The following is a 16,972-nucleotide window of genomic DNA, read 5'->3' as shown; positions in this document are numbered from 1 at the left end:
AGGTCGAGGGTTTCACGGGTTGTCCAGCAGGTGCGCCAGGCGCAGGATCGGGTCGAGCGGGACGGGCGGCCGCAGCGCTCCCTCGGTCCAGGTGATCAGCTGCCGGCCCGACATCGTCCACGGCACCGGGACGTGCCCGGACAGGTGGGCCGTCATCAACGACGGCGTGCACCATGGGCCGGGAGCACCGCGGATGCGGAACGCCTTGTCGAACCGCGGGTCGCCGCCGGCGGTGTCGCCCGGCCCGAGCAGCCCGGCCTTGGCCCGGGAAAGGCGTCCCCGCGCCGAGACGGTGACCGAGGGTTGCACGCGCTGCAAGGCGGCCACGGTCACCACGTACAGGTGGGTGTTCGAAGTGGTGGTCGGGTTGCCGTCCGCGTCCGTGGAGATCTGGGCGTCGGTGACCTCGTACTCACCCACCATGACCGGCCGCCCGTGCACCTGACCGGCCAGCATCACCCGTACGCCGTGGGGGTTGCGCCCGGGCAGGTGCCGCGCCCAGTCCACGGCGGGCCGGGTGATCAGCTGCCAGCCGTTCGCTGCCGCCCACTCCTGCAGCTGCCGCTCGCGCCGGCGCCGCTGCCGCACGGCGACAACGCCGATGAGCACCGCGAGCAGCAGCCCGGCAACGCAGAACACGCCGACGACGGTGACGAACGGGTCATCCATGACGCCGGCCGGCCCTCCCCGCAGCATGCCTCCCTGTCACAGGGGCGACACCTTCAGCGAACCGATGCCGCCGACCGCCTCGATGGTGAGGCCGCCCGACTTCTCGTCGCTGCCGCGCGAACGCACCACCTCGCCCCGGTCGACGCCCTCGTCGCGGTCGCCGTTGAGCGAGATCTCGCCGGCGCCCTTGCGCACCCGCACCTTCACCTCGAACTCGCCCTCGGTGCCGATCCGCCACTCCCGGACACCGCCGGTCATCCGGATCTCGATCTCCCGTTCCTGGCGGGGCAGCGTGAGCTCGAGCCGGTTGGCGCCGCCGTCGAAGAAGAGGTCCCGCACCGAGCCGGCCGCCAGGTCGAAGTTCCCATTCCGGACGCCGCCGTCCATCCGGATCGTCCACGTGATCCGCTCGTCGAGCACCACGGTGACGTCGCCGGTGCCCTCGTCGCTCTTGCGCTCGGCGGTGAGCGTCAGCTCGGTGCCGTCGAGTTTCGCGTCGGGCACCACGCCGCTGCTGTCGGGCGAGCTCACCTTGGCGATGCCGTTGCGGGGCGGCCGGCCCAGCGACACGTTGATCTCGGTGAGGCCGGAGGCGAGCACGAACGTGCCGGCCTCGAACGCCGGCCCGGCGGGCGGGGGCGGGGTGGTCACGGCCGGCGACGAGGCGGGTGTGGAGGCCGGCGTGGAGGGTGAGGTGGAGGCCGCGGGCGGGGCCGGCTCGATCGAGACCGGCGCGCTGGGCGCGGCGCCGACGATGATCTCGGGGTCGGGCGCGGCGGCCGGGGGCGGGACCGGGCTGTCGTCGCTGACCAGGCGGGTCACCACCACGCCGCTGACACCGAGGACGGCAAGGGCCGTGGCCGTCATCGCGACCAGGCGCAGGGGGAAGCGGCGGCGCGGCTGTTCCGGGGCGGCCCGCGGCCGGTCGTCCTGGTCCGGCCAGTAGTCCGAGATCCGCGGCAGCGAGATCGCGGCGGGCTCGGCCGGACCCGCGTACGTCCCGGAGTCGTACTCGGGAAGCAGTGTGTACTCCCCCGTCGGGGGCAGTTCGACGTCGTCAGTCTGCGGAGGGCGGGCGGAGCCGTCCATCGCGCCTCCTCGGTGCGGCCGCGGCAGCCCGCGGACCCGGGCGCCGTCACCCGGTGGTACGGGCCGGACCTGAGGAGAGTTCGATTCTCATCGGCTTCTCGTCGAAGAGCCCGAACCCTTGCCATTGGCGGCTTTCGCCGTAAGAATGCCTTTCCGACAGCTTAAGAATGTCTTAGCCGGCGGCTCGCGGATCGGATTTCACATGCCCGACGAGGATAAGCCCGAGGGGTTACGGATCGGTGGCTGGGTCCCGCCGTATCGCGACACCAAAGGTCCTCTCCGTCCCCCTGTCCCACCCCGCCGGCGCGGCGCCGCGGCCGCCTTCTCCGCGGCGCTGTGGAACGGTCCGATCCGCCGGCACTCCGGCGGCGGCCTGGGCCGCCGGGCGATCGCCGCGGTGGCCACGGGCGCACTGATCGCGGTCGTGGGCCTGACGGCGCTGACCCTCGGCGACGGTGACGACGACTCCTCCCTGGCGCAGCGGGTGGTGCTGCCGCCGTACACGCCGTCGGCGGCCATCGAGATCCTGCCCGAGCCGTCGGCGAGCAGCACCGCGGCCGGCTCCGTCACCCGTGCGCCCACCGGCGCCCGGCCGACCGACGCGGCGGCGAACGCGACGCGGCCCACGAGCCGCCCGCCGGCCACGACCCCGCCCCCGGCCACCACCGCCCCACCCGCGGCCCGGCTGATCGTCGACGAGACGGTCGGGCTCGCCCTGGCCGACTCCCCCGGCTTCCGGCTGCGCCACCGCAACTTCGTGGCGCAGGTCGACAACATCGACGCCGGCAGCTCACGGGACGCCCGGAGTGACGCTCAGTTCATCGTCCGGCGCGGCTTGGCCTCGGCCGGCTGCTTCTCGCTGGAAGCGGCGAACCACTCCGGGTTCTTCCTGCGGCACCGCGACTTCGTGCTCCGCCTCGACCGGTGGGACAGCTCGCAGCTGTATCAGAGGGACGCGACCTTCTGCACCCGCCAGGCGCGCGGCGGCCGGGCCCTCATCCTGGAGTCGATCAACTACCCGGGCTACTTCGTACAGGCCGGCGGTGGCAGCGTGCGCCTCCTGCGGGTCGACGACGCGCAGGCCACGGCGTATCTGGTCCGCGAGCCGCTGTGAGCCCCGGTCAGCGCGGATCGTCCTCCAGGTAGGGCCGGCCCACCGGCCGGCCCCCGCCCGACCACGACATCCGTACGACCAAATGCCCCTCGGCGGCGGTGCGCGCGAACACCGCGGCCTCGGCCTCCGCCTTGAACTTCACGCCGAACTCCAGCTCCACCTGGTCGGGGCCGCCCTCACCCTGGCGGAACGTGTCGAGGGCCTTGAGGGCGATGCTGCGCACCCCGTGCAGGGCCTCCTCCAACGTCTCGCGTGACTTGAAGACCCGGCCGTCGAACGCCACCTCACCGAACCCGGCGTCGGGCGCGTCGATCTCCATCAGCACGACGCTGCCGTCCTCGGCCTGCACCTGCATGAGCTCACTCGGCACGGCTGTCCTCCAGGGTGTCTCGGGCCCGCACAGCCCGACCCTATCGGCCGTACGGCCCGGCCACCGCCGGGCGACCCAGGTGATAGCCCTGACCGTGGTCGCAGCCCAGATCACGCAGGGTGGCCAGCTGCTCGGCGGTCTCGACGCCCTCGGCGGTGACGGTCATGCCCATCGAGTGGCAGGCGTCGACGACGTGGCGCAGCACCGCGCCGTGCGAAGCGCCGGTCAGGAACTCGGCCGCCAGCTTGGCCTCGGTGAACGGCAGCCCGGTGAGGACGGCCAGGCTCGAATATCCGGTGCCGAAGTCGTCGAGGGCCAGCCGCACCCCGAGACCACCCAGCGCGGACAACACCGACCGGTACGGCAGCGCCTCCCCGGTCTCGGTGATCTCCAGCTGGAGGCGGGCGGCGGGCAGGCCCGTACGGTGCAGGATGTCGGCCACCGCGGCGACCAGCCCGGGGTCGCCCAGCTGCACCGGGGACAGGTTGACGCTGATCAGCAGGTCGCCGCCCCACGCCGCGCCCTGCCGGCAGGCCTGCTCGAGCAGGGCCCGGCCCAGCCGGTGGATCAGCCCGGTGCGCTCGGCGACCTGGATGAACTGCAGCGGGCCGGGCGCGCCGGTCCGGTCCCAGCGGGCCAGGGCCTCGACCCCGATCACCTCGGCATCGGCCAGGCGCACCAGGGGCTGGTAGCGCAGGGTGAACTCGCCACGTTCGAGCGCGGCCGGCATCTCGGCGGCCCAACGCTGCCGGCGGCGTTCCTCCTCGGCCCGCGCGGGGTCGAACAGCTCGGGGCCGCGGCGGCCGTGCCGCGCCCACCGCATTGCCAGCCGGGCGTCGTGCAGCCAGCTGCCGGGGTCGCTGCCCGCGACCGGCCGCTCGACCAGGCCGATGCAGGCGGTCACGTGCAGGTTGTGGCCCTCGATCGGGAACGGGCCGGCCAGCAGGCGGGCGGCCTGGTCGGCCACCTTGATCAGGTCGTCGGGGCCGGTGGTGTCGGGCGCCAGCACGGCGAACTGGTCGTCGGCCAGGTGGGCCAGCACCCCCAGCGGCCGCAGCCGGCGCGCCACCGCGGCCAGCAGACGGGCGCCGCGGGCGTGCCCCAGGGTGTCGGTCAGCTCCTCGTAGCGGTCGAGGCTGATCAGCAGAAGGCCGAGCCGCCGGTCGCCGGCGAACTCGGCCAAGGTCTTGCGCAGGTGCTGCTCGTTGGGCAAACCGGTGTCGGGGCGGTGCAGGACGGCCTGCTGCAGGCGGCGTTGGAGGTCGACCTGCACGTTCCTCCAGTGAATCTTCTCGGAACGGTTCATCTCTTCGGCGGCGCGCACGGCGGCGTCGCGCTGGGCCGCCACGAAGCCGGTGACCAGACGATCGAGCAGGGCCAGCACCCGCGTACGGGTCTCTTCGTCCACGTTCGCACGATCGCCGGCCCGGCCCTGGTCGTCGCCGGCGTGTTGGACATGGCCGCTGCCCTGGGCCTGGCCGGCATCTTGAACCTCGCTGCCGTCGTGGCCACGGCCGCCGCCCTGAGCCTGGCCGACATCCTGGACCCCGCTACCGTCGTAGCCACGGCCGCCGGCTTGGACCTGGCCGACATCGTGGACCTGACCGCCGTCGTGGCCACGGCCGCCGGCTCGGATGTGGGCGTCGGCGCTGAGGATGGCGGGCAGATGTGCGGCGAGCAGGTGGACGGTTGTGCCGAGCACCGGAGGCGCCGACATACGCAGGTCGACCAGCTCGGCGCCGATCCTCGCCCCCGGCGACGGGTCGAACGGCTCGGCCCGGACGGCAGCCACGAACTCCTCGAGCAGATCACGCAGGGCGGCACGGGCCCGGGCGCGGACACCGGGAACGAAACCCGCGGCGGCGACGCCCCGCAACCATTCGTCGGTGAGCTCGCCCAGCGTCATGACCGGGCGTCTCGTTTCCGCGCGAGCGCGACCAGGGCGGTCGCCTGCGGCGGGTCACCGGCCTCGTCCGGGTCGGCCTGCCACTCGGACGCGGTGACCACACCCGGCTCGACCAGCTCGAAGTCGTCGCCGATGAGCGCGGCCACCTGCTCACGGGTGCGGATCACGACCGGGGTCGGCGTCTTCTCGTACAGCGCCCGCGCCCGCTCCTGCGCCTCGCGGCCCTCGGGCGTCGCGTCCGGCCCCAGGTGCGAGATCACCAGGTAGCTGCCGGAGACGAGCGGCTCGCCCAGCCGGCGCAGCAGGCCCGCGGGATCGGCCTCGTCGGGCACGAAGTGCAGCACCGCGACGGTGAGGACGGCGACCGGCTCGGAGAAGTCGAACAGGTCGAGCACCTGCGGGTGATACAGGATGCCGTCGGGTTTACGCAGGTCACCCTCGATGACCCGGGCGTACGGGTTGCCCGCGAGCAAGCTGCGGCTCTGCTGCACGGCGATCGGGTCGATGTCGACGTACATCACCCGCGCCTCGGGGTCGGCCTCCTGCGCGACCTCGTGCACGTTGCCCAGCGTGGGGATGCCCGACCCGATGTCGAGGAACTGCCGGACACCGTCCGCCGCAAGCCGGCGTACCGCCCGCCCCAGAAACGCCCGGTTCGCCCGCGCTACCAGCCGTGCGTCGGGGAACAGTTTCTCGGCCCGATGCCAGAACTCCCGATCCACGGCGAAGTTGTGCACCCCGCCCAGCGCATAGTCGTAGACCCGCGACGCGTCCGGCACCGTGATGTCCACACCCTCGGGCACCCATCCGTACGATTCGGTCATCTTCTCCCCAGACTCCGACCCCGCGGCACAGCCTACTGCCCATAGTGGAGAGATCGCCCCAAGTCGATCTTCGAGATGCGCGTTCGTCCACCGAAACCAGCCGGACGCCTCGGAACCGTTCCAGACTGCGGACGTGTCCCCCGCCGCCGAGCTCGACGCGGCCGTGCACAACAACGCGGACTGGGTCTCCTCGGTCTGCCGCGCGCACAGGATCGGCTGGTCCTTCAGCCCGCGCGCTCGGCGCAGCGCCAACCCGACGCCGCAGTTCCACCCCGGAGGCGATCACGCTCCGCCCGAACGCCACAGCCGCGGACGTCCACCCACTCGTCGGTTACGAACTCGGCGACGACCTGGCCCTGGCCCACGCGGCCGGTTTCCGCTCCCTCGGCTCCCTACGAATCTGGAGTCGCACCGCCGAGAACCACGTCGGCGATGTGCTCGGCGATGGCCATGCTTGACGTCGCCGCTGGCGAGGGCGCATTCCGCACTGCCGTCACCGCCCCGAGCCGATGGATGCGAAAGTCATCGACCAGGCTCCCGTCACGGTCAAGAGCCTGCGCCCGCACCCCGGCCCCCGCCCGGACCACGTCACCCACCCCGATCGACGGCACATAACGCTGGGCTCTACGCATGTAGGCCCGCTTCGACACCGACCCGTGCAGTTCCCCGAGCCCCGTCCGCCAGTGCCGCGCCGCCATCCGCCACGTCCCCGGCCACCCCGCGATCAACCTGAGTTCCGGCAGCGACACGTCGCTCAGCCGATACCCCTCACGAGCCCCAGCAAGAACCGCGTTCGGCCCGACCTCCACATCCCCGTTCACCCGCCGCGTGAAGTGCACACCGAGAAACGGATACCGCGGATCCGGAACGGGATAAATCATCCCGCGCACCAGGTGCGTCTTGCCCGGCAGGACCTTCATGTACTCCCCCCGGAACGGCACGATCCGCGGCCCTTTCCGATCCCCGGCCCGCTCGGCCAGCCTGTCCCCCTGCAACCCGGCACAGATGATCAACCGATCGACCCGGGTGCCGGCGGCCATGACCCCACCCCGGCCGGGCTCGATGGCGTCGACAGCCTGCCCGAGCCGGATCTCCCCGCCCGCCGCGACCACGTCCTCGGCGAAAGCCCGCGCGATCGCCGGATAGTCGGTGATCGCAGTCCGCGGCGAGTAAAGCGCAGCGACCCCGGCGGCGTACGGCTCGATGTCCCGGATCTCCCCGGCCCCGATCCGCCGCAACCCGGGCACGGAATTGCTCCCCGCCCGCTCGGCCAGCGCCTCCAGCCTGGGGATCTCCGCCGCTTCCACGGCGACAACCAACTTCCCGCATTCCTCGTACGGGATGGCCCGCTCCTGGCAGTACTCCCGCAGCATCGCCCTTCCCCGCGTGCACAATCGCGCTTTCAAACTGCCCGGCTGGTAGTAGATGCCCGCATGCACGACCCCGGAGTTGTGGCCGGTCTGATGCGCCCCGACCCGATCTTCCTTCTCGAACACCACCACCCTCGCCCCCGGCCGTCGCCTGCCAACCTCCCGGGCGACGGCCAGCCCGACGATCCCCGCGCCCACAACGCCGATCACACTGTCCGACACTCATCCCCCTCAACCGCACGCGAGGCGCCGCCACCAAGGCTGGCCCAGGTGGAGCCGCCGATGGGCACCCCACCGACGACGGCGGCGGCGGCAGGAAGGCCCAGGCGCAGGCTCGCCTACGCCGAGGCAAGGATCACCCCCGCATCCCCGCCATCCGGGCCGCGACTCGACCCCTGCGACGACCTCCCAGCCCGCACGCCACACAGCCAGGCGCCCCGCCGGGCTCCCAGCAGGGAAGCCCGTTCCGGCATATCGACACCTCCGTTTCCTTCCGGCTGCGAACCCGAACCTAAGCCATTCCCGGAGATCACCACGCGTTATCCACAACGCCGGGTTGTCCACAGGGCACCCCGTCAAGATCGATGAATTCGGGGAGAATGGAAGGTGGCGGTGGCCCCCTGGGAGGGCGGGCTATGCGGAGGGCAAGCTATACGGCAGGCGAGCTACACGGCAGGCGAGCTATACGGCAGGCGAGCTATACGGCAGGCGGGCTATGCGCCGGATCAGGCCGTTCACCGGGACAGCCGCAACATGACCGCTCGCGTGCCGCTCCCGGGCCGGTGCCGGCGCGACGTCGACGAGGGATGAGCGCGGCAACCCGGCCGCCGACGCCAGCGGCGTCCACACCGAGCCGGCCGACTCTGTCCGGACGGGACATTCACGTACGGCGTTCTTCTGTGCGTCGCGACGATCCACGAGCGTCCTTACCTCAACCCCAAGGTTTCTAGACGGCCGAAGGCGCGCGGTGCAGTGCCTCGTGGACGGTGTGGAGCAGGGTGTGGGCGGTGAACGGCTTCTCCACGAACGGCGCGGACGCGTCGAGCAGGCCCGCGGCGTCGAGCAGGCCCCTGCTGTAGCCGGACATGAAGATCACCGGCAGGTCGGGGGCGCGTTCGTGCAGCAGTTCGGCCAGGCGCGGGCCGGTCATGTCGGGCATCACGACGTCGGTGATCAAGGCGTCCACCGTACGGTCGTCGGCCACCACCAGGGCCTCGGGTCCCGTCGCGGCGGTGAGAACCTGGTAGCCGGCCACCGTCAGGATGCGCGTCGCCGCGCGGGCCAGGGCGGGCTCGTGCTCGACGACCAGGACCGTACGCCCGTCGCCGGACGGGGGCAACGTCGGCAGGACAGGCGGCGCGGACGCGGCCACCAGGGGCAGGTGGACCCGGAACGTGGTGCCGATGCCGGGTTCGGAGTAGACGGCGATCGACCCGCCGGCCTCGGTGACCATGCCGTACACGGCGGCCAGGCCCATGCCCGCGCCCTTGCCCGGCCTGGTGGTGAAGAACGGCTCGAACACGCGCTCCGCCACCTCGGCCGTCATGCCCGTGCCGGTGTCGGAGACCAGCAGGCGGGCGTGGTCGCCGGCCGTGTTGGTCTCGAGCACCAGGGTGCCGCCGTCGGGCATGGCGTCGCGGGCGTTGGTGCTGAGCTGTTCGAGGATGTTCTGCAGCTGGGCGGGGTCGGCGCGCACGGTGAGCGGCACCGGCGCGGGACGGGCGACGATCGTGATGTGCTCGCCGACCAGCGGTTGCAGGCGGGCGTGGGCCTCCTGCAGGGCCGCGTTCAGGTCGACGTCGACGGGCTGGCCGCCGGCGCCGCGGGTGAACGTGAGCAGCTGCCGGGTCAGCGCCTGCGCCCGGTCGGCTGCCGCCCGTACGTGCTGCAGGTCCTCCCGTACGGCGGGCTTGTCCTCGGTCTCGTCGATCGCGAACTCGGTGTAGTTGACGATGATGCCGAGGATGTTGTTGAAGTCGTGGGCGAGCCCGCCGGCCAGTTTGCCGAGGCTCTCCATGCGCTGGGCCTGGTGCGCCCGCTCCTCCTCGGCGTGGCGCTGGTCGGCTGCCGCCTTGAGGGCGCTGATCTCGCGAGCGGTCACCGAGACACCGGTGACGGCGCCGGTGGCGTCCCGGATCGGGGCCATGCTGATCGACAGCTCGAGCGGCGAGCCGTTGCGGTGCACGCGGCGGGTCTCGTAATGCACGGTGCGCTCGCCGTCGCGTACGCGGGCAATCATTGCCATCTGGTCCGCCGCGCCGGACCCGCCCGAGAAGATGGACATCGGCCGGCCTGTCGCAGCGCTCGCGTTGTAGCCGAACAGCCGCTCGGCGCCACGGTTCCAGGCGGTCACCCGGCCGTCCAGGTTCACCCCGATGATCGCGTCGTCGGTGTGTTCGACCACGGCGGCCAGGGTCGCGCGGCGCTTCTCGGCGGCGTCGTGGGCGGCCCGTTCGCGCGCCTCCTCGTGCCCCCGCTGCTCGCCGGGGGATCTGAAGATCGACCCGAGCGCCCTGTGACCGCGACGCAGGGTCACGAAGTAGAGGACGCCGACCAGCGCGGTGAGCAGGTCCCACACGGCCACGGGCCACGCCCAGCCGGGCTGCGGATACTCGCCCGCCGGCGTCACCCGGACGGCCATGAGGGCGTGCAGCCCATGGCTCACCGCACCGCTGAAGAAGACCACGGCGGTGGCCACGGCAAGCTTGTTGCCCCGCAGCTGCCCGGCCCGGATCACCGGCGTCAGGACCGCCGTCATGATGGACGCGTACGCGACCACGATCACCAGGTTGCCCAGGATGAAGAGCTGTTCCGGCACGATCGTCCTATCGGCGGCCGTCCGGGGCAACTGAGCCCGTGACCTGCCGTCCCGCGAAATTGTCGTACCCCCGGGGCAGACTCCCCGCCATGACCGAGCAGACGACACACCAGCACCACACGATCAACTACGTCGAGATCACGGTCGGCGACCTCGCCGAGGCCAAACGGTTCTACGCCGAGGCGTTCGGGTGGCAATTCAACGACTACGGGCCCGCGTACGCCGGCATTCGCGGCCCTGACGGCGACGGTGAGGCCGGCGGCCTGCGCCATGGCGAGCCGGTCGGGGTGGGCGGCCCGCTGGTCCTGCTCTACTCCACCGACCTCGACGCCTCCGTCGAGGCCGTTCGCGCCGCCGGCGGCCGGGTCGTCGAGGGGCCTTACAGCTTTCCCGGCGGGCGCCGGTTCCACTTCGCCGACCCCAGCGGCAACGAGCTGGGCGTCTGGGCCGAGAAATAGCCGTGTCAGCGCACCGCCGGGCCGACCTTCAGCGTGCCGGTCGCGGCGTCCAGCCGCGCGTGGACGCCGAGGCCGACAGCCACCTGTTCGTCACCGTGCCCGATCGGAAGACCACCCAGCACCGGTACGCCCAGACCGGCCAGCTGTTCCCGCAGGACGTCCACCACCGGTGGATAGTGGGGGTTCCGGTCGACGCAGTTGGTGAACTGCCCCAGCGCGATCCCCCGCACCCCGTCGAACCAACCGGCCCGGCGCAGGTGCACCAGCATGCGGTCGATCCGGTACGGCTCCTCGTCCACGTCCTCCAGCAGCAGGATCGCGCCCTCCGTCGCGAGCGCGTGCCGCGTGCCGACGGTGGTCGCGAGCATGACGAGGTTGCCGCCGAGCAACGTCCCTTCGGCAACCCCTTCCACCCGTACGCCGTAGGTCAGCTCCTCCGCGTCGGCCGGCACGGTGACAGGCTCGGCCTGCATGACGGCTCGCCGGGCCGCCCGTACGGTGACCGACGCGGCCCCCCGCTCGAACTGCCCCGCGGTCGGCCCGTGCACAGTCACCAGCCCCGCCTCCCGCCAGAGCGCCAGATGCAGCGCCGTGACGTCGGAGAACCCGATCACGACCTTGGGGTCGTCCCGCACGGCCCCGAAATCCACCCGATCGACGATCCGCTGCATGCCGTAGCCCCCACGCAGGCAGAACACGCCCCGCACCTCGGGGTCCCGCAGCGCCCCGTTGAGGTCGGCCAGCCGCTGCTCATCGGTGCCGGCGAAGAAGAGGTGCCGCCCGGCCGCGTGCTCCCCCAGCCGAACCCTCAGTCCCCATCCTTCGAGAGCCGCCACCGTCGCCGCCACCCGCCCACCGTCACTGGCCCCCGACGGCGAGACCAGCGCAACCAGGTCCCCGACCTGCAGACGCTCCGCTCTCACCACCCCCGGAGCCTACCCAGCAACCCACCACCCGCAGCCCACCGAACAGGCCACCGAAAAATGGGCACGCTCAACCCCGCGGCCGGCCGCTACCGCGCGGTGTCCCCGCCCCTTCGGTCGCCTCCACCACGCAGATCCACATCCGTGGTCAGCGCCTCGCAACACGCAGTCCGCACGCCACAGCGGACCGCCCTCTCGCCCCGTCCACCACAGCCGACCGCCGACCACAGCGACCGCTTTCTCGCCCGTCCGTCACAACCGCCCGTCCGCCAGAGCCGACCGCCCACCACAGCGACCGCTTTCTCGCCCGTCCGTCACAACCGCCCGTCCGCCAGAGCCGACCGCCTCTTGCCCACCCGCCACAGCAGACCACTCTCACCTGCCCGCCATAACCGGCCGCACTCCCCCGTCACAACCGACGGTCCTCCCCCGCGCTGAACCCACATCAGTCGTCTGCCGTCCACCGGGTCTGCAGGAACGCCGCAACCCTTGGGATGCAGGATCATCACGCTGACCTGCGCTGCGAGGTGTTCGGTCCACTCCTCGCCCAGCGCCGCCCTGAGAACATTCTTGGTGGACAGCTTCAACAACCCCGTCCGGGCCGGTCAGCTCCAGGCCCCGTTGCTGGCCTCGGCCACCATCGCGGCCACCGCGGCCTGCTCACGCGACAGCTGACGGACTCGGCGGGCGTTCTTCCTCGGAGAATGCACGATCTCTGTGGTCATTACTCACAGGCCCAAACCGCCGGACCAAATCCGACGTCCGGGAAGTCCGACCCCTCCGGCAGCTCGAATCGGGCCAGAAACACCGTTCGTAGACGTTCGCAATGCAGGATGCATCCACATTCCTGCTAAATGTAGCCATGGCTGTCACCTCGCGTCGCGGCGTCAGACCTGGGGTGGCACCGTGCCAGACCTGGGGGTGGGTCCGTCGCAGACCCGGGGTGGGGCCGTGCCAGACCCCCGGAGTGGCACCGTCCCAGACCCGGCGTGAGACGTGCCAGACCCCGGTGGCACCCCCAGACCCGGCTGCAGACCCCGGAGTGGCACCGCCCCAGACCCGGCGTGAGACCGTGCCAGACCCCCGGAGTGGCACCGCCCCAGACCCGGCGTGAGACCGTGCCAGACCCCCGGAGTGGCACCGCCCCAGACCCGGCGTGAGACCGTGCCAGACCCCAGGAGTGGCACCGCCCCAGACCCGGCGTGAGACCGTGCCAGACCCCGGAGTGGCACCGCCCCAGACCCGGCGTGAGACCGTGCCAGACCCCAGGAGTGGCACCGCCCCAGACCCGGCGTGAGACCGTGCCAGACCCCCGGAGTGGCACCGCCCCAGACCCGGCGTGAGACCGTGCCAGACCCCCGGAGTGGCACCGCCCCAGACCCGGCGTGAGACCGTGCCAGACCCCCGGAGTGGCACCGCCCCAGACCCGGCGTGAGACCGTGCCAGACCCCAGGAGTGGCACCGTGCCAGACCCCCGGGGTAGGCCGTGACTGAACTGGGAGCAGGGCCGTGCCAGACCTGGGGTGGGCCGGGGCGAGTGCCACGCGGGGGCGATCCCTGCGCCGTATGGACCGGAAGCGCGAGCGGCCCGGGGCTTCGCAGAACAGGCGCGCGGCCGAGGCGAGTGGGCGAAGCCCCGATGGGCTCGTCCCCGCCGCTGGTCCTGGGTTCGTGGCGGACCAAGCGGCGGGCGTCCGGGTATGGGCTACTCGCCTGCCAGTGCCTGTTTGTCGGGCTTGCCGCTCGGGGCCAGGGGCACGTGGTCGATCACTGTGACGCTGCTGGGCGCGGCGGGGTCGCCCAGGGTTTTGGCTACCAGGTGGGTCAGGGCTGGGACGTCCGGGGTCGAGCCTGGGGTGGGGACGACGTAGGCGTGTACCGATTCGCCTGTTGTGTCGTCGGGGCGGCCGATCACGTACGCCTCGGCGACTGTGGGATCGATGACGAGGACACGTTCGACTGCGCCGGCGTAGACGAGCTCGGCGTGGACGATGATGACGTCGCGGGCTCGGCCGGTCAGGCGGAGCAGGCCGTCGTTGCCGAGGGCGCCGAGGTCGCGGGTCCGGACCCAGCCGTTCACGAAGACTGCGGCGGTTTCCTCGGGGTCGTTCCAGTACGACGACGCCTGGGCGGGGGTGCGCACATAGATCTCGCCGTCGCGTACGTCGATGTGGACCGGGGGCCGGCCGACCGAGTCCAACGCGGACGGGGTCATCTCGTCGGGGGTCAGCATGGCGATCATGCCGGTCTCGGTCTGCCCGTATCCGTGGAACACCACCGGCCCGAGCACGTCCAGCGCTTCCCGCAGGCGTCCGGGCGGCAACGGCGAACCGGAGACCAGCAACGCCCGCAGACTGCCGAGGTCGACCGGCTTCGCACGCTGGTCGCGGACGAGCTGGTTCAGCTTGCCCACCGTGATCACGCCGGCGGTGGCCCGATGCCGCACGATCGCGTCCGGGAAGCCGGGTGGCCGCGCCGCGACCATCGTCCCGCCCGCGGCCAGCGTGAGCACGCCGTACTCGAGCATGACCTGGCTGCTCAGCGAGCCGAAGACGAGATAGCGCTGCAGCCGGGTCGCAAGCGAACGGACCGCGGGCGGCCACCGATCCGGGTGCGCGGCCCAGGCGGCGCTCATCGAGGCGTACGTCTGGCAGCAACCCTTGGGGGCGCCGGTGCTGCCGCTCGTCCACAGCACCCGGGCGATGTCCCGGGGCCGCCCCGCCGGCTCCTGTGGATTGTCCGGGCCCTTCATCCACATGTTGACGCGCTCGTCGTCAATCAACATTGATCCCGCATCGTCCGGCAACACTTGATCCCGTACGCCGGAGACCCGAGCCCCCACCACGAAGGCACCCATGATCGCGGCGAGCGCCTCCGGGTTGACGCCCAGCCGCAGCACCACCCCGTCCCCGGCCACAACCCCGTCCGAGCGCAGCCCACCGGCCACCCGCCAGATCATCGACAGCATCTCGTCGCCCGAGACGAACCGTTCCCCGTCCTCGAACACGATCCGCGAGCCGGCAGCCCTCAGCACATCGAGAACTCCTTGCGGCCACACCTCGTTCACACCCACCTTCACCTCACGCCCGCATCCCCGTGGACAACGGAACGGGCCCACCACCCACCCCTACCGCGGGCATCCCACCTCGCCAACATCCGGCCTGTGGACAACCAGGCAGCCCACCGCCCAGCCTTTACGCGACGGCCGATCGGTGGACGACCGCAGACACCCCGCCCGCTCAGCCAACCTGCGGAAACCGCTGCGGCTTACGCCCCGAAATACCGCTGCCACCGGCCCCCGCTATGAAGCACCCGCCGCCGACCACCCAGCCCCAACAAGACAGCCCACCAGTGAACGACCGCAGACATCCCACCACCCCACAACCAACCTGCGGACACCACTGCGGCTGACGCCCCGAATACCGCTGCCGCCGCCCCCGCTACGAAACACCCGCTGCCGACCGCCCAGCCCCAACAAGACAGCCCACCGGTGAACGACCGCAGACATCCCACCACCCCACAACCAACCTGCGGACACCACTGCGGCTGACGCCCCGAATACCGCCGCCGCCGGCCCCCACTACGAAACACCCGCCGCCGACCACCCAGCCCCAACACGACAGCCCACCAGTGAACGACCGCAGACATCCCCCAGCCAACCTGTGGACAACGGAACGGCAGCGCCCGGGCCCAGCCACGGGCATCCCACCCCAACGACCAACCTGTGGACAGCGGACCAGCCGGACAACCATCACGTCCGAGCTCCGAGCTCCGAGCTCCGAGCGACGAGCGACGAGCGACGAGCACAAAACCTCCGGTCCGTTTGTCACCGGATGTCGGCCAGGACGCCCTTGATGAAGACGGCCAGCGGCTCGATGTGCACGTTCGGCAGGTTCCAGTGGTTCTCCAGGTTCTCGGCAAGATGGTGGGTCGCCACCACCTCGCCGGCCCGGTAGGCGCGCACCACCGGGTGCAGGTACGAGGCGTCGGCGGCGGCCGCGGCATCGTTCTCGGCTATCCGCGGCACGGTGATGTCGAACGGGTCCACCTGGTCGTGTCCCGGCCCGTATTCGAGCGTCACCACGAACGCCGTGTCGTAGGCGCCCAGCTCCCCCGACTTGAAGTACGCGACCGGCACCTCCTCCAAGTAGGAGGCCGCCCCACCCCGGACCGTCACCACGTCGCCGAGGACGGCGAACTGCTGCCACAGCGCCGACGTGCGGTTGATCCGTGCGATGACCGCTCCGGTGATGGCCTCGGGCGTGTTGTCCACAGGCGCCGACGGCCACGGCCGGTTGTGGTGGCGGGCGCCGAGGATCCTGTGGAGGGCGCGCACCCCGTACCGGAAACCGTGGATGAACCCGCTCGTCGACTTCTTGAAGTCGCGCTGCTGGGTGAGCGTCCCGGCGAAGTACAACCCGGGCACGTTCACCGACTCGTACGCCGGGGTCTGCGACGGGAAGCGGTCGTTGATGACCAGTTCCGGGCGCGCCGACGCCTCGAACGGTGTGGCGTCGAAGGCGAAGCCCGTGCACAGGATGACCCGGTCGTATTCGAGCACCCGGATCGACTCGACCGTGCGGGCATAGCGGAAGTCGACCCGGTAGCCGCCCTCGGCACGCCGCGAGATCCGTTCGACGGTCCCGTCCAGCACGGCGTTCTGCGACTTCAGCTGGTACGTGTCGAGGAAGTTGTTGTTGACGGCGCGCAGATGCCCGACGTAGTGGGTCTGCCAGGCCAGCCGGATCGAGTGCGGCCCGGCCACGTGGATGACCGCCGCGGTCTCGATCAGCGCGTCGGCCGTCTCGAAGCCCGAGTTGCCCTTGCCGATGATGAGTACACGTTGATTGACGAAATCAACAGGGTCAACATTGACGGTGTCGTACCGTTCGGCCAGCGAAGCGCCCGGGATCGGCGGCACGTACAGCCGCGACACGCCCGTCGCCACGATCACCCGCAGCGCCGTGAAGGTCTGGCCGCCCGCGGTCACCACGAACTCGTCGCCCGTACGGGCAATGGACGTGACCGGCGTGTCGTAGCTGACCCGCAGCCCGCGCGCGAAGTCGCCCAGGTATCGGACCAGGTCGTCGGCGGCCGGGAAGTACCGTGTGCTGTAGTTCTTGAACAGCAGCGCCGGGTCGTCGGTGAGCAGCGAGTTCCAGTCGGCGCGCAGGTTGAACTCGGGATCCTCCGACCCCGTCCACACCTTGTTGATCGAGATGAGCGTACGGTGCCTCGGGTACGTCCGGAAGAACGTCCCGGGTCTCTCGCCCGCCTCCAGTACGAGGTAGTCGTGACCGTCGCGTTCCAGCAGGGCGGCGAGCTGCAGCCCGGCCGGTCCGGCTCCGATGATCAGGTACTCGTGCATCATGCGCCGGAACCTAGCCGGGCGATTTCAGAGGCTTCTGAGAATTCGGCTCTAGCGTCCGGC

12 protein-coding genes and 1 pseudogene are annotated in these 16,972 nt (G+C 71.4%); 2 read left to right on the top strand and 11 right to left on the bottom strand.

Going from position 1 to position 16,972, the window contains the following annotated elements; translation table 11 throughout:
* Nucleotides 1-12 precede the first annotated feature (12 nt).
* Nucleotides 13-696, bottom strand: a complete 684-nt coding sequence (locus C8E87_RS35300) for a hypothetical protein (RefSeq protein WP_166661383.1) — start codon at nucleotides 694-696, stop codon at nucleotides 13-15.
* A gap of 9 nt (nucleotides 697-705) precedes the next feature.
* Nucleotides 706-1,758: a hypothetical protein gene (locus C8E87_RS35295; RefSeq protein ID WP_133877744.1), complete on the bottom strand. Its 1,053-nt coding sequence runs from the start codon at nucleotides 1,756-1,758 to the stop codon at nucleotides 706-708.
* A gap of 202 nt (nucleotides 1,759-1,960) precedes the next feature.
* Between C8E87_RS35295 and C8E87_RS35290 the strand changes: the two genes are divergently transcribed.
* Nucleotides 1,961-2,872, top strand: coding sequence for an AbfB domain-containing protein (locus C8E87_RS35290; protein ID WP_133877743.1), 912 nt, complete (start codon nucleotides 1,961-1,963; stop codon nucleotides 2,870-2,872).
* A 7-nt stretch (nucleotides 2,873-2,879) separates the two neighbouring features.
* Here the strand turns inward: C8E87_RS35290 and C8E87_RS35285 are convergent, their stop codons facing one another.
* The 5 genes from C8E87_RS35285 to C8E87_RS35265 form a co-directional block, all read right to left on the bottom strand.
* Nucleotides 2,880-3,242, bottom strand: coding sequence for a CU044_2847 family protein (locus tag C8E87_RS35285; protein WP_133877742.1), 363 nt, complete (start codon nucleotides 3,240-3,242; stop codon nucleotides 2,880-2,882).
* Between the two features lie 40 nt (nucleotides 3,243-3,282).
* Nucleotides 3,283-5,148, bottom strand: coding sequence for a putative bifunctional diguanylate cyclase/phosphodiesterase (locus C8E87_RS35280; protein WP_133877741.1), 1,866 nt, complete (start codon nucleotides 5,146-5,148; stop codon nucleotides 3,283-3,285).
* Nucleotides 5,145-5,972 carry an SAM-dependent methyltransferase gene (locus tag C8E87_RS35275; protein WP_133877740.1) on the bottom strand — a complete coding sequence of 276 codons (828 nt, stop codon included), beginning with the start codon at nucleotides 5,970-5,972 and terminating at the stop codon, nucleotides 5,145-5,147. Before C8E87_RS35275 ends, C8E87_RS35280 begins: the two co-directional genes overlap by 4 nt.
* A gap of 392 nt (nucleotides 5,973-6,364) precedes the next feature.
* Nucleotides 6,365-7,564: an L-2-hydroxyglutarate dehydrogenase gene (gene lhgD, locus C8E87_RS35270; protein WP_133877739.1), complete on the bottom strand. Its 1,200-nt coding sequence runs from the start codon at nucleotides 7,562-7,564 to the stop codon at nucleotides 6,365-6,367.
* Nucleotides 7,565-8,288: 724 nt separating this feature from the next.
* A complete protein-coding gene (locus C8E87_RS35265) occupies nucleotides 8,289-10,160 on the bottom strand; it encodes a hybrid sensor histidine kinase/response regulator (RefSeq protein WP_239080443.1) in 1,872 nt (623 codons plus the stop codon).
* 89 nt (nucleotides 10,161-10,249) lie between these two features.
* Here C8E87_RS35265 and C8E87_RS35260 point away from each other — a divergent pair, with 89 nt between their 5' ends.
* Nucleotides 10,250-10,618 (top strand): VOC family protein, encoded by a 369-nt coding sequence (locus C8E87_RS35260; RefSeq protein ID WP_133877738.1) that lies wholly within the window; start codon nucleotides 10,250-10,252, stop codon nucleotides 10,616-10,618.
* Between the two features lie 5 nt (nucleotides 10,619-10,623).
* Here the strand turns inward: C8E87_RS35260 and C8E87_RS35255 are convergent, their stop codons facing one another.
* The 4 genes and pseudogenes from C8E87_RS35255 to C8E87_RS35245 form a co-directional block, all read right to left on the bottom strand.
* On the bottom strand, nucleotides 10,624-11,544 hold the full coding sequence (locus C8E87_RS35255; RefSeq protein WP_133877737.1) for a S66 peptidase family protein: 921 nt from the start codon (nucleotides 11,542-11,544) through the stop codon (nucleotides 10,624-10,626).
* Nucleotides 11,545-12,065: 521 nt separating this feature from the next.
* Nucleotides 12,066-12,266: pseudogene (locus C8E87_RS47025) on the bottom strand (IS256 family transposase); the annotation flags it as partial.
* A 980-nt stretch (nucleotides 12,267-13,246) separates the two neighbouring features.
* Nucleotides 13,247-14,575 carry a class I adenylate-forming enzyme family protein gene (locus C8E87_RS35250; protein WP_239080447.1) on the bottom strand — a complete coding sequence of 443 codons (1,329 nt, stop codon included), beginning with the start codon at nucleotides 14,573-14,575 and terminating at the stop codon, nucleotides 13,247-13,249.
* Between the two features lie 792 nt (nucleotides 14,576-15,367).
* Complete coding sequence (locus tag C8E87_RS35245) at nucleotides 15,368-16,912, bottom strand: NAD(P)-binding domain-containing protein (protein WP_133877735.1); 1,545 nt, start codon at nucleotides 16,910-16,912, stop codon at nucleotides 15,368-15,370.
* Nucleotides 16,913-16,972 lie beyond the last annotated feature (60 nt).

The sequence above is a fragment of the Paractinoplanes brasiliensis genome (assembly GCF_004362215.1).
Taxonomy (GTDB): Bacteria; Actinomycetota; Actinomycetes; order Mycobacteriales; family Micromonosporaceae; genus Actinoplanes; species Actinoplanes brasiliensis.
This window is presented reverse-complemented; position numbering and strand designations above follow the sequence as displayed.